Origin of the sequence: Paracoccus versutus (assembly GCF_029909795.1) — a bacterium.
GTDB classification, from domain to species: domain Bacteria; phylum Pseudomonadota; class Alphaproteobacteria; order Rhodobacterales; family Rhodobacteraceae; genus Paracoccus; species Paracoccus versutus.
On the sequence record NZ_CP038197.1, the window covers coordinates 1,029,020 to 1,041,957 of the forward strand.

General features: G+C 67.7%; 12 protein-coding genes. 4 read left to right on the forward strand and 8 right to left on the reverse strand.

What is annotated here, in order from left to right:
* Window positions 1–39 precede the first annotated feature (39 nt).
* Window positions 40–1,350 carry a nicotinate phosphoribosyltransferase gene (gene pncB, locus E3U25_RS16275; protein ID WP_181180902.1) on the reverse strand — a complete coding sequence of 437 codons (1,311 nt, stop codon included), beginning with the start codon at window positions 1,348–1,350 and terminating at the stop codon, window positions 40–42.
* Window positions 1,347–1,943, reverse strand: coding sequence for a bifunctional nicotinamidase/pyrazinamidase (pncA, locus tag E3U25_RS16280; protein ID WP_116222174.1), 597 nt, complete (start codon window positions 1,941–1,943; stop codon window positions 1,347–1,349). Before pncA ends, pncB begins: the two co-directional genes overlap by 4 nt.
* Window positions 1,944–2,043: 100 nt before the next feature.
* On the opposite strand from pncA, the gene trhO reads away from it, so the two are divergent.
* Together trhO and E3U25_RS16290 are read left to right on the forward strand one after the other, a co-directional pair.
* The gene (trhO, locus tag E3U25_RS16285; RefSeq protein WP_072462402.1) at window positions 2,044–2,949 is read left to right on the forward strand and encodes an oxygen-dependent tRNA uridine(34) hydroxylase TrhO; all 906 of its coding nucleotides are present in this window, start codon (window positions 2,044–2,046) and stop codon (window positions 2,947–2,949) included.
* 220 nt (window positions 2,950–3,169) lie between these two features.
* Window positions 3,170–3,769 carry an outer membrane protein gene (locus E3U25_RS16290; protein ID WP_036760122.1) on the forward strand — a complete coding sequence of 200 codons (600 nt, stop codon included), beginning with the start codon at window positions 3,170–3,172 and terminating at the stop codon, window positions 3,767–3,769.
* 60 nt (window positions 3,770–3,829) lie between these two features.
* Here E3U25_RS16290 and E3U25_RS16295 read toward each other — a convergent pair whose 3' ends face one another.
* From E3U25_RS16295 to E3U25_RS16310, 4 genes are all read right to left on the reverse strand, one after another.
* Window positions 3,830–6,112: an NADP-dependent malic enzyme gene (locus E3U25_RS16295; RefSeq protein WP_036760120.1), complete on the reverse strand. Its 2,283-nt coding sequence runs from the start codon at window positions 6,110–6,112 to the stop codon at window positions 3,830–3,832.
* A gap of 85 nt (window positions 6,113–6,197) precedes the next feature.
* Entirely contained in the window at window positions 6,198–7,574 is a 1,377-nt protein-coding gene (locus E3U25_RS16300; RefSeq protein WP_036760118.1) for an oligosaccharide flippase family protein, read from the reverse strand.
* On the reverse strand, window positions 7,574–9,076 hold the full coding sequence (locus E3U25_RS16305; RefSeq protein ID WP_244295193.1) for a GumC family protein: 1,503 nt from the start codon (window positions 9,074–9,076) through the stop codon (window positions 7,574–7,576). The genes E3U25_RS16300 and E3U25_RS16305 overlap by 1 nt, the downstream gene beginning before the upstream one ends.
* Window positions 9,077–9,100: 24 nt before the next feature.
* Window positions 9,101–9,841 carry a P-loop NTPase family protein gene (locus tag E3U25_RS16310; protein WP_036760114.1) on the reverse strand — a complete coding sequence of 247 codons (741 nt, stop codon included), beginning with the start codon at window positions 9,839–9,841 and terminating at the stop codon, window positions 9,101–9,103.
* A gap of 272 nt (window positions 9,842–10,113) precedes the next feature.
* On the opposite strand from E3U25_RS16310, the gene E3U25_RS16315 reads away from it, so the two are divergent.
* The gene (locus E3U25_RS16315; protein ID WP_116222173.1) at window positions 10,114–10,941 is read left to right on the forward strand and encodes a glycosyltransferase; all 828 of its coding nucleotides are present in this window, start codon (window positions 10,114–10,116) and stop codon (window positions 10,939–10,941) included.
* On the opposite strand, the gene E3U25_RS16320 is transcribed toward E3U25_RS16315, so the two are convergent.
* Complete coding sequence (locus E3U25_RS16320; protein WP_116222172.1) at window positions 10,938–11,708, reverse strand: hypothetical protein; 771 nt, start codon at window positions 11,706–11,708, stop codon at window positions 10,938–10,940. The genes E3U25_RS16315 and E3U25_RS16320 overlap by 4 nt on opposite strands.
* A gap of 306 nt (window positions 11,709–12,014) precedes the next feature.
* On the opposite strand from E3U25_RS16320, the gene E3U25_RS16325 reads away from it, so the two are divergent.
* Entirely contained in the window at window positions 12,015–12,713 is a 699-nt protein-coding gene (locus E3U25_RS16325; protein WP_116222171.1) for a sugar transferase, read from the forward strand.
* Here E3U25_RS16325 and E3U25_RS16330 read toward each other — a convergent pair.
* Window positions 12,707–12,886, reverse strand: coding sequence for a hypothetical protein (locus E3U25_RS16330; RefSeq protein WP_240540192.1), 180 nt, complete (start codon window positions 12,884–12,886; stop codon window positions 12,707–12,709). The genes E3U25_RS16325 and E3U25_RS16330 overlap by 7 nt on opposite strands.
* Between the last annotated feature and the right edge of the window lie 52 nt (window positions 12,887–12,938).

Below are 12,938 nucleotides of genomic sequence, written 5' to 3' on the forward strand. Positions count from 1 at the left end.
ATGCGACGGCAGCGGCAAGGCACCGACCGAGCCGGCGGATCAGACCACCACCGCCATGCGCTGCTGCTGGCCGACGCCGAAGACGCGCTTGTAGCGCTCGATCTCGTCCTGCGGGCCGGTGGCCTTTTCGGGATTGTCGGACAGCTTGACGGTCGGGCGTCCCTCGGCCGCGACCGCCTTGCAGACCAGCGAGAACGGCGCCAGCCCGTCGCCCGGCACCAGCCCGCGGAAATCGTTGGTCAGAAGCGTGCCCCAGCCGAAGCTGATCTTGGCCCGGCCGTGGAAGCGTTGGAACAGATCCCGGATCTTGTCCACGTCCAGCCCGTCCGAAAAGATGATCAGCTTGTCGCGCGGATCCTCGCCGCGGTCCTGCCACCAGCGGATCGCGGTCTCGGCGCCCTCGGCCGGGTCGCCGCTGTCGACGCGGATGCCGGTCCAGCCGGCCAGCCAGTCCGGCGCATGGTCCAGGAACCCCTTGGTGCCATAGGTGTCGGGCAGGATGATGCGCAGCATCCCGTCATGCTCCTCGTGCCAGTCGGCCAGCACGCGATAGGGCGCCTGGCGCAATTCCGCGTCGCTGTCGGCCAGCGCGGCATAGACCATGGGCAGTTCATGGGCATTGGTGCCAATGGCCTCGATGTCGCGGCGCATGGCGATCAGGCAGTTCGAGGTGCCGATGAAACGCTGGTCGCCCAGGCCCTCGACCATGGCCTGCACGCACCAGTCCTGCCACAGGAAGCTGTGCCGCCGCCGCGTGCCGAAATCGGCGATGCGCAGGTCGGGGCCGAGCTTGCGCAATTCCTCGATCTTTTCCCAAAGCCGGGCCATGGCGCGGGCATAAAGCACCTGCAATTCGAACCGGCCCATGTCCTTGAGGACGGCGCGGCTTCGCAGTTCCATGATGATCGCCAGGGCCGGGATCTCCCACAGCATGACCTCGGGCCAGCGGCCCTCGAAGATCAGCTCGTACTGGCCGTCGCGCTTTTCCAGGTGATAGGCCGGCAGGCGCAGGTTCTCCAGGAACTCCATGAAATCGGGGCGGAACATCTGCCGCTTGCCGTAGAAGGTATTGCCGCGCAGCCAGGTGCTTTCGCCCCGCGTCAGCGTCAGGCCGCGCACATGGTCCAGCTGCTCGCGCAGCTCGCCCTCGTCGATCAGCTCGGCCAGGCGGATGCGGCTGGTGCGGTTGATCAGGCTGAAGGTGACTTGCGTGTCGGGCCGGTTGCGAAACACCGACTGGCACATCAGCAGCTTGTAGAAATCGTCGTCGATCAGCGAGCGCACGATCGGGTCGATCTTCCACTTGTGGTTATAGACGCGGGTGGCGATGTCGACGGTCGGGATCATCATGCCAGCACCACCCCCGCCTTGCGCATGTCCTCGCGCGCCGCCTCGCGCGAGCCGTTCAGGTCGATGGCGCGGGTGGCATCCTCGATCACGGTGGCGCGGAAACCCAGCTTGGCCGCGTCGATGGCCGACCAGGCGACGCAGAAGTCATGCGCCAGCCCGACGAAGGCCAGATCCTCCATGCCGCGGTCGCGCAGGTATCCGGCAAGGCCGGTGGGCGTGCGGTGGTCGTTCTCGTAGAAGGCCGAATAGCTGTCGATCTGCGGCCGGAACCCCTTGCGGATCACCAGGTCGGCGCAATCGGCGGCCAGCGCCGGGTGAAAGCCCGCGCCCTCGGTCCCGATCACGCAATGCGCAGGCCACAGCACCTGCGGGCCATAAGCCATGTCCACGACCGAAAAGGCCGCCGCGCCGGGATGGTTGTCGGCAAAGCTGGCATGGTCGTGGGGGTGCCAGTCCTGGGTCAGCACCACGGCGTCGAAATCGGCCATCAGGTCGTTGATCGGCGCCACGATCTCGTCCCCGCCGGCGACGGCCAGCCGGCCGCCGGGACAGAAATCCAGCTGCATGTCGATGACGATCAGGGCCTTTGCCATGGCGCCTCTCCTGTTATCCCAGGAAAATTGGTAGGCGCAGGCGGCGGGGGCGTCAATGCGGCAACTTGATTGCACCCCCGCGCGGCGCTATGGCCAGCCCATGCTGATCGTCGCCGCGCTTTACCATTTCACCCGCTTTCCCGACCCGCAGGCGCTGAAGCCGCCGCTGGCGAAATGCGCCTGCGCGAACGGGGTCAGGGGCACGCTGCTGCTGGCGCCCGAGGGGATCAACGGCACCATCGCCGGCACGCGCGAAGGCATCGACGCGGTTCTGGCCCATATCCGCGCCCTGCCCGGCTGCGCGGGCCTGGAATGGAAGGAAAGCACGGCCGAGGCCATGCCCTTCGGCCGCATGAAGGTGCGGCTGAAGCGCGAGATCGTCACCATGGGCCAGCCCGACGTGGACCCCACCGCCGCCGTCGGCCGCTATGTCGCGCCGCAGGACTGGAACGCGCTGATCAGCGCGCCGGACGTGGCGGTGATCGACACCCGCAACGACTACGAGGTCGAGATCGGCACCTTCGCCGGCGCCGTCGATCCGGGCACCCGCAGCTTTCGCGACTTTCCCGCCTGGTGGCGCGAGAATGCGCATCGCTTCCACAACAAGCGCATCGCCATGTTCTGCACCGGCGGCATCCGCTGCGAGAAATCCACCAATTTCCTGCTGGGCGAAGGCGTGCCCGAGGTCTTTCACCTGAAAGGCGGCATCCTGAAATACCTCGAGGAAGTGCCGGAACAGGACAGCCTGTGGCGCGGCGAATGCTTCGTCTTCGACAAGCGGGTCAGCCTGGGCCACGGGCTGCGGCAGGGCCGCCACGAGCTTTGCCATGCCTGCCGCCGGCCGCTCGCGCCCGAGGATCGCGCCCGCCCGGAATACGAGCCCGGCGTCTGCTGCCACCGCTGCGCGGGCGAATATACCGAGGCCGACCGCGCCCGTTTCCGGGAACGCCAGCGCCAGGCCGAGCGCGGCGAGTGCTTTGGCGACACCGTCGAAACGGAAAGCTGAAAAATAATCATTATCAGTGCGTTAGGGAATATCTCCGTTCCCGCATCACGCCCCATCACGCCGGCTTGAGCGCGAAGCCCCTGTATCGGCGGGCTTTTTCCCGCGCCCCGCATCCCTGCGGCTAACGGGCCGTCACTTGTCCGTGCCGCGACGCCGGCAAGCCTTCCAATCCGGGCGCCGGGTGGTAGGCAGGCGGTCCGAGTTAAATGGAGAACTCACCATGAAGAAAGTCGGATACGCAGCTTTGGTTTCGCTGGTCGCCGGTGGTGCCTATGCGGGTGGCTATGTCCCCCCCGTGGTCGAGCAGCCGGTCGCGGTGCCGCCGCCCGTGACGACCGTTTCGGACAGCGACTGGACGGGCTTCTATGCCGGTCTGCAATACGGCAAGGGCAGCGGCGATCTTGGCAATCGCGGCGCGCTGGCCGATTTCGGCGATTACGACGGCTATGGTCTGCATGCGGGCTATCAGCGCGACCTGGGCCGCTTCGTCCTGGGCGGCGAACTGGACTACAACAAGATCTCGCCCGACGAGAACTATGACGACGGCGACCTGACCCGGCTGCGGCTGCGCGCGGGCGCCGACATGGGCCGCTTCCTGCCCTATGTCACGCTGGGCGCGGCCAAGATCTCGGTCGACGATTTCTCGGAAACCGGGCTGACCTATGGCCTCGGCGCCGATTTCAAGGTCACCGAGCGCTTCACCGTCGGCGCGGAATACAGCCGCAGCGACTTCAAGGACGTGCTGGAAGACGAAACCGGCATCAGCGGCCGCGACCTGGACACCGACCTGGTGCAGCTGCGCGCCTCGTATCGGTTCTGATCCTGCCGCAAGAAGCAAGGCGCCCCCGCTTCGGGGGCGCCTTTCGTTTAGCCGGGCGGGTTATTTCACCTGCCCCAGCCGGCCCGCGGCGATGGCGGCCATGTTCAGGATGTCGTTCACCGTCGAGCCGGTCGAACAGATCTGGATCGGCAGCGGCACGCCGGTCAGGATCGGGCCGATCACCGTCGCCCCCGCCATTTCCTGCAGCAGCTTGACCGAGATCGAGGCCGAGTGCCGCGCCGGCACCACCAGCACGTTGGCCGGCCCCTTGAGCCGCGAGAACGGGTATTTCGCCGCCTGCGACGGGTTCAGCGCCACGTCCACGGTCATCTCGCCCTCATATTCGAAATCGACGCGGCGCGCGTCCAGCACCTCGGTCGCATGGGCCATCTTCACCGCCCGCTCGCTGATCGGATAGCCGAAGTTGGAAAACGACAGGAAGGCCACCCGCGGCTCCAGCCCCAGCCCGCGCGCGACATGGGCGCCGCGGGTGGCGATGTCGGCCAGATCCTCGGCCTCGGGCCATTCATGGACCAGCGTGTCGCCCATCAGGATGACGCGGCCATTGTGCAGGACCGCGGTGATGCCCACGGCGCCGTCGGCCGGGGTCACGTCGAAAACCGTGCCGATCTGGGCCAGCACATGCGCGTTCTTGCGCGTGGCCCCCGTCACCAGACCGTCGCCATGGCCATGCGCCAGCATCAGCGAGGCAAAGACATGGCGGTCGCGATTGGCCAGCTTGACCGCATCCTCGCGGTCATAGCCCTTGCGCTGCAGGCGGGCATAGAGCGTCTCGTGATATTGCTCCAGGTGGCGGGAATTGCCGGCATTGACCACGGCGACCTCGCGCGCGGCTTCGCCCAGGCCCGCCGCCTCCAGCTTTTCGCGCACGTCGCTTTCGCGCCCGACGACGATGGCCTGGCCCATGCCGCCGCGCTGCCAGGCCACGGCGGCGCGCAGCACGCGCAGGTCGTCCCCCTCGGCAAAGATCATCCGGGCCTGGGCCTGGCGGGCGCGGGCATGGATGCCTTGCAGGATGGCCGCGGTCGGGTCCATGCGCGCCTTGAGCGACTGGACATAGCCCTCCATGTCGATGATCGGGCGGCGGGCGACGCCGGTATCCATCCCCGCGCGCGCCACCGCCGGCGGCACGACATGGATCAGCCGCGGGTCGAAGGGCGTCGGGATGATGTAGTCGCGGCCGAATTGCAGCTTGCGGCCGTAAGCCACAGCAACCTCGTCCGGCACGTCCTCGCGCGCCAGTTCCGCCAGCGCGCGGGCGCAGGCGATCTTCATCTCGTCATTGATGGCGCGGGCATGGATGTCCAGCGCGCCGCGGAACAGATAGGGAAAGCCCAGGACGTTGTTGACCTGGTTCGGATAGTCCGAGCGGCCGGTGGCGACGATGGCGTCGGGGCGGACGGCATGGGCCTCTTCCGGGGTGATCTCGGGGTCCGGGTTGGCCATGGCGAAGATGACCGGGTTCTCGGCCATGCCCCGCACCATCTCCTGCGTCACCGCGCCCTTGGCCGAGACGCCCAGGAACACGTCGGCGCCCTTCATCGCCTCTTCCAGCGTGCGGGCCTCGGTCACGACGGCATGGGCGGATTTCCACTGGTTCATGCCCTCGGTGCGACCCTGCCAGATCACGCCCTTGGTGTCGCACATGATGCAGTTTTCATGCCGCGCGCCCATGGATTTCAGCAGCTCCAGGCAGGCGATGCCGGCGGCGCCGGCGCCGTTCAGCACGATGCGCACATCCTCGATCCGCTTGCCCGACAGCTCCAGCGCGTTGATCAGCCCCGCCGCGCAGATCACCGCCGTGCCGTGCTGGTCGTCATGGAAGACCGGAATGTCCATGACCTCTTTCAGCCGCTGCTCGATGATGAAGCATTCCGGCGCCTTGATGTCCTCGAGGTTGATGCCGCCGAAGGTCGGGCCCATCAGCCGGACCGCATCGATGATCGCCTCGGGGTCTTCGGTGTCCAGCTCGATGTCGATGGCGTTCACGTCGGCAAAGCGCTTGAACAGCACCGCCTTGCCCTCCATCACCGGCTTCGAGGCCAGCGCACCCAGGTTCCCCAGCCCCAGGATCGCCGTGCCGTTCGAGATCACCGCGACCATATTGCCCTTGACGGTATAGTCATAGGCGGTCTCGGGCCGTTCGGCGATGGCCTCGACCGGGACCGCCACGCCGGGGGAATAGGCCAGCGACAGGTCGCGCTGCGTCGCCATCGGGGTCGAGGCCACGATGTCGTATTTGCCCGGACGGGGTTCCAGGTGATAGGCCAGAGCCTCTTCCCGCGTGATGCGGGACTTGCGCGGGGTGTTGTCGTCGCTCATCCGGTGCCTCCTCCTCGTGACGTTCCGGCAGCAATAGCGCCAGCCCAAGCGGAACCGGAAGGGGTAAAATGCCCGGCGGCGCGGCTCAGGGTATCATGGCGGCCAGCACCGCGTCGCGATGGCCGTTCAGCGCCGTCGCCGCCGCGACGATGGCAAGCGTGGCGGCGACCAGGTCGTGGCGCGGATCCCAGCAGCCATGCCGCCGCGCCAGCCAGACCGTCGCCGGATAGCACAGCACCTGCGCCAGCGCCTGCCCGATCAGCAGCCCCGGCAGGCCGTAAAGCACCGCGCCCCCGGCGACCAGCGCGGAATAGATCGCCGCGCGGGTGGATTGCACGACGAAGAAGCCGCGCGAATCCCCCGCCGCCAGCGCCGCGGATTCATAGCTCAGCGGAATGACCTGCAGCATCTGGATGCAGGCGATGGCGACCAGGATGCCACCCGCCGCGGCATAGCGCGGGTCATAGAGCAGCTCGACCAGCGGCGGCCCGGCCCAGGCCAGAATCACCGCCACTGCCAGCAGCAAGGCCGTCAGCCCGGCGCGGGTGCGGGCCAGGATGCGGGTGTTCTCGGCGCTTTCGGCCGGCGGGTGCTGGCGATACATCGGGATGAACAGCCGCCCGGCAATGGAGGATCCCAGCATGGCCGGCACCGTCGCCAGGAACAGGCCGATATTGTAGATGCCCAGCTGGTTCAGCGTCAGCACCCGGCCCAGGATGATCCGGTCGCCCTGGAACAGCAAGAAGCCGCAGATGGTGCTGAAAAAGATCCACTTGCCGAATTTCATCACCTCGGCGCGGGCCTCGGGCTCCATCCGCAGCCGGTTGCGGTGTCCGGGCAGGAACAGCCGGAACATCAGCAGCTGGACCAGGGCGCCCAGCACATTGCCCCAGACCAGCGCCCAGACCGATTGCAGGACCAGCGCCGCGGCGATGGTCAGCAGGATGCCGATCAGCTGGTTGCCAAGCTCGATCACCGTCAGCCGGCCCAGTTGCAGGTGGCGCGCGGCGGTGTCGATCCGGGTGGGAAGGAAGCCGCCCACGATCATCGAGCAGGCCGCCGCCGGGAACACCCAGCCGAACAGCGGCGCGTCGTAGAACAGCGCCAGCGGCCAGGCCATGACCATGGCCGCGCCGAAGATCATGAAGCCGCGGATGATCTTGAGCGTCCAGATCGTGTCGAGGAAATCCGGCTCGTCCCCGCGCTTGCTTTGCATGATCGAGGGGCCGAATCCCATGTCGCTGAACATGGTCAGCCCGATCAGGAAGCTTGTCACCAGCGCCATCAGGCCGAAATCGTCGGGGCTGAGGATGCGGGTCAGGATCAGGTTCGAGCCGAGCCGCATGATCTGGCCCAGGCCGAAATTGGCCATGGACCATGCGCCGCTGCCCAGGGCCCGCGAGGCAAAGCTGCGACCCGGCGCGGCGGCGGCGGCCTCGCTTCCGCCCTCCTGCCCGCTCATCAGCCCATCCCGTCGGTCGGCATCGGCACGACGCCGGGCGAGGGCAGGCCGGGAACCTTGCCGATCATCCACAGGGCGACCAGCACGCCCAGCACCAGAACCACGACCATGTAGAGGTTGCGCAGCCGGCGCCGGCGCAGGTCGGCCGCCGTCTGGCGATAGGGCAGCGAGATCACCGGCCGGGTGCCGGTGGCGCGGGCGAATTGCTCGCTGCGCCGCAGCACCGGATTCAGCAGCTCCAGCGCAAAGGCCGCGACCAGCGCCAGCCCGACGCTGACCCCCGCCCCCATCACCGCGCTCTTCTTGCGGTTCGACATGGCGGGATATTCCGGCGGCAGGGCGCGCTCCAGCATCACGAAACGCTCGGTCTGGTCGTTTTCCATCAGCATCTGCTGGGTTTCGACCTGGGCCAGCTGGCGCGAGATCTCGTTGTAGCGGTCCTGCAGGCGGCGCTGCTGGCGTGTCATCGCCTCAAGCTCGCGGCTGACTTCGGGGGCGCGGGCGCGGGCGCGGCCGATCTCGGTGCGGCGCAGCGCGATCCCGGCCTTCTGCTCGTTCAGCTTGGTCAGCTGGGCCTGGATCAGCTCGGTCTGGCGGCGGATCACGTCGGGCCCGCCGCTGCCGGTGCCGCTGTTCAGCAGCTTCAGGTTCTCTTCCAGCCGCCGGATCTCGGGATGGTCGGGCGCCAGCGTCCGGCGCGCCTGCGCCAGTTCGATCTCGGCGGTGCGGATCTGCTGCACCAGCGAGGCCGGGGGCCGCATCTCGGCCGCAAGCCCCCCCGCCTCCAGCGACAGCCGTTCGCGCTGCAGGGTCATGATGTCGCGGTCCAGCGCCGTCTCGGTCTCGGTCAGCTGGGCAAGCTGGGTTTGCAGGAACTCCTGCGAGCTGGGCAGCGCATCCTCGTTGCGGGCGCTGAACTCGACCAGCTTGCGTTCCTGTTCGGAAAGCTGCTCGTTCAGGCGGCGTTCCTCGCTGCGCAGGTATTCCTGCGCCTCCAGGATGCGCACCTGGCGATTCTCGCGGTCGCGGTTGACGACGCTGTTGGCGAAGTCGTTGGCGATGGCGGCCGCGGTCGCCGGCGTCTCGGCCTGGGCGGTGATGACGATGGCGGCCAGGGACATGCGGGAATCGACCGAAACGCCGGGGGCGGCGATGCTTTCGATCCGGGTCGAGCTGCGCAGCGCCACCAGCTTTTCCGACTCGCTCAGCGGGGTGTCGGCGAAAAGCCCCAGCCGCTCGATCACCTCGCGCAGGTTGGCGCGCGCCATCAGGCGCTGTTCGATCAGCTGCACCCGGCGCGAGGCGGGCAGCGAGCTGTCGGTGCCCTGGTCGATGGCGGCCGGCATGTCCAGCTGGATCACCGCCGACGCCTCATAGACGCGGGGCGAGGAAACGATCATGTAGAACGAGGTCAGCACGCCCAGGACCACGATCGTCAGCACCAGCGGCAGCCGCCGCCAGAGCATCGAGATCAGATCCTGCAAGGATTGAATCGGTCCCAAATCTTGAACCCTGTCTTTCGTTGTTCAGTCTTCCGACTTGTTCAGGACCACGCCCATCACCGGCGGCATGCCGACCAGCAGCCTTTCGCATTCCGCCATGTCCGAGGCGGTGCCGCTGCGCCCGTCGGCGACCAGCAGCAGCGCATCGGCCAGCGGCAGGGCGGCCAGCGCCGCATCCTCGCCCAAAAGGGCGGCGGTGTCGATGACCGCGATCCGGGCGGGGTGGCTGTCGTGCAGCTGCCGCATGGCCTGGGCCAGCGCCTCGTCCTGCAATAGCTCGGCCGCGTCCGGCTCGGCCCGGTCGGGGGCCAGGACCGACAGGTTCGGCGCCTCGTCCACGCGCGAGACCAGCGCGCCCAGGCCGCCGCCGCCCTCGCGCAGCGCGGCCGAGACCGCCGTGCAGCCCGGGATGCCCAGCTGGCCGGCCACGCTGGGCTTGCCCAGGTCCAGGTCGATCAGCGTCACCTGCGTATGCGGCTGGCGGGCCAGCGCCAGGGCCAGGTTCACCGCGACGAAGGTGCCGCCCGCGCCCGGCGTCACCGGCACCACGGCAAGCCTGCTCCAGCCGCGGCTGCGCATCTCGCGCAGGATGCGGGTGCGCAGCAGCGAGAAACGCTGCGCGCTGATCTTGGCATGTTTCGCGTCCATGGCGGCCAAGGCCGCCTCGCGCCGGATGAACTTGCTCGAGACATGGCCCTGCGCCGCATCGGGCGCAGCCTGTCCAACCGGCGTCCTGTCCGGGTCGTTCCCTGTCGCGGGCGTCAAACCTGTTGCCCCTCTGCCTCTGGTGAAACGGCGCCGCCCACGGGGGCGGCGGCCTGCCGGTGACTTTCCCGGCAGCGGCATGGTAGCGTCGGCGCCATGAACGCGACAACCCAAAACCGGCCCGATCCCGACAATGCCCCGCATTTCCCGGTGTCGCGGTGCCGTTTCCCCCCGTTCCGGCCGGCGACCGGCGCCGGCGCGCGATTCTCAGCCGCCGATTGCCCTGCCGCTCGATTCGGCGGCGGCCCGTCCAAAGGCCCGGTGCCGGCCCGATGACGCCCTGCACCATCATCCTGCCCGCGCATGACGAGGCCGGCTATATCGACGCCTGCCTCGACCATGTGCTGGCCCAGGACCATGCCGGCCCGGTCGCGCTGGTCCTGGTCGCCAACGGTTGCCACGACGACACCGCCGCCCGCGCCCGCGCCCATGCGCCGGCCTTTGCCGCGCGCGGCTGGCGGCTGCGGGTCGAGGAACTGGCGCAGGGCGGCAAGATCGGCGCGCTGAACCACGGCGACGCCTGCGCCGGGCCGGGCGTGCGGCTGTATCTGGACGCCGACATTCGCATGGGACCGCGGCTTCTGTCGGGGATCATGCGGGTGCTGGACGTGCCCCGGCCGCGCTATGCCGGCGGGCGGCTGGTGGTGGCGCCCGCCCGCAGCGCGGTGTCGCGCGCCTATGCCCGGTTCTGGCAGAAACTGCCCTTCGTGGCCCAGGGCGTCACCGGCGCCGGGCTTTTCGCGGTCAACGAGGCCGGGCGCGCGCGCTGGGGGGCCTTTCCGCAGGTCATCTCGGACGACACCTTCGCCCGGCTGCAATTCGCGCAGGACGAGCGTTTCCTGGTGGACGAGCCCTATGAATGGCCGCTGGTCGAGGGGTTCGGGCCGCTGGTCCGGGTCCGGCGGCGCCAGGACGCGGGCGTGGCCGAGATCGCCCGGCTGTTCCCCGACCTGCCCCCGCGACAGGGCCATGTCCGCCCCGGCAGGGCGGAACTCGCCCGCCTTGCCGCCGCCGATCCGCCGGGCTTTGCCGCCTATGCCGCCGTCGCGCTGGCGGTGCGGCTGGGCCGCAACAGCCAGGAATGGGCGCGCGGCCGCTAATCGGCGCCGAATTCCTGCACCACCTGCCAGGCAAGCTCCTGCAGCACGGCCGCCTGCTCCTGGGGCACCTGGGGATAGGGGCCGCCGCCGCCTGGGATCCGGTTGGTCAGCCCGACCGGGCTTTTGCCGGTCAGGGTCGCGTAATTGATCATGGCTATGTAATAGCACCCGCCCTTCTCGGTCGGGTGGATGTCGTCGAGGAAAAAGTCGCGGATCGAGGTCGCGCCGGGAACCTTGCCCGCTTCGGCGGCGTCATGCAGCCGCACCATGCCCAGCCCCACCGGGACCAGCCGCATCGGCTCGGCCCCCTCGGGCAGGTCGCGGTTCACATGGTCGGCGATCGCCTGCCACTGCGGCAGATCCGCCATGATGCGGTCGCGCCAAGCCCTGGTCGAGCCCGGCTCGATGTAATCCCAGGTCTGGTAGAGATAGGGCTTGACCCTGGGGTTCGACTGCCGCGCCAGTTCCACCCATTTCGCGGCATAGCCAAGGCTGTCGTGGTATTCCATCGCCGGGGCCAGCGGCACGCGCTCGGTGATGACCAGCGCCTCGACGGCATGGCCGGGCAGCCATTTGCGCCCGTTCACCCCTTGCGCGTGATGCGCCTCCTTCCACTGCCATTCCAGCGGGGCGCCGTTGAGGATCTGCATTTCCACCGGCTCTTCCAGCAGGCCCTGCATCATGCCGGGCACCGTCGTGCCCATCAGGCTGTGGCCGATGTAGAAAGCCGAGACGCTTTCAATTAAAAATTGCAGGACACCCGCCATATCGACAACCCTCGATTGTGAAATGCTTTTGCCCAGCATCGCATCCCGGCATCGCGAATTCCACCCAATTCAACCGACAGTTGCCAATATAACGCTGCGACAACCAATACGCCGCACGACCAGCAAAACTCTCGGGTTTCACCTAATATGTTTACCCTAGGTAAAGGCGGTTCCTCCCGGCCGAGAACCTGCTGTAAAGCATTGTTTTCAAATGAACCTATACTTTTCGTCAGTGTCCAAATTCGTTCTAGTTTTATTCAAATGCCCGGCTATACTGCGAGGGTAGTGATGAGGGCGGGTTTTCAAATGCGGCACACCACGGATTTCGATATCGAGACAATCGACTCGGTCCTGCAAACGGTCGCAAAAGGAAACACCAATCAGCCCCTGGGCGCCCGATCCCTTTACTCCCGCTTTATCAAGCGTCCGCTGGACATCACCGCCGTCCTTCTGGCGGTGCCGATCATCGTGCCGGTGGTGCTGATCCTGGCGCTCGTCATCCTGTGGCACGGCGAGAAGCCCTTCTACACCCAGCTGCGGGTCGGCCGTTCCGGCCGCAGCTTCCGGCTGTGGAAGCTGCGCACCATGGTCGAGGATGCCGACCGGCGGCTGGAGGAACACCTGGCCGCCAATCCCGAGGCCAGGGCGGAATGGGATCTGACGCAGAAGCTGAAGAACGATCCGCGCATCACCTCGACCGGCCGCTTCCTGCGCAAGACCTCGCTGGACGAACTGCCGCAGCTGTGGAACGTGCTGCGCGGCGACATGAGCATCGTCGGCCCGCGGCCGATGATGATCGAACAGGCCCCGCTTTATCCGGGGGCGGATTACTATCACCTGCGGCCGGGCGTCACCGGGCTGTGGCAGATCTCGGATCGCAACGACAGCACCTTCGCCGCCCGCGCGACCTTCGACGCGCGCTATGCAGCCGATCTGAGCTTCAGCGGCGATGTCGCCATCATCGCCAAGACCGTGGGCGTGGTGCTGCGCTGCACCGGCTACTGAATGGTGCGGCCGCGTCCGGCCCCTATTTCGGCCTGCATCTCGTGCCGCTCGATACACCGGAAACGCCGCCAGGCGACGAAAAGGGTGGCGGCCGTCCCGCTGACGATATAGATCAGCAGCGCGGCCCAGAACGACAGATCGAAGGCAGCAAACCCGATCAGCGCGCTGGCCAAGGCAATTGCGACACCAAGGGTCAGGATGCCAGTCAGAGGCTTTCTCCTCAAA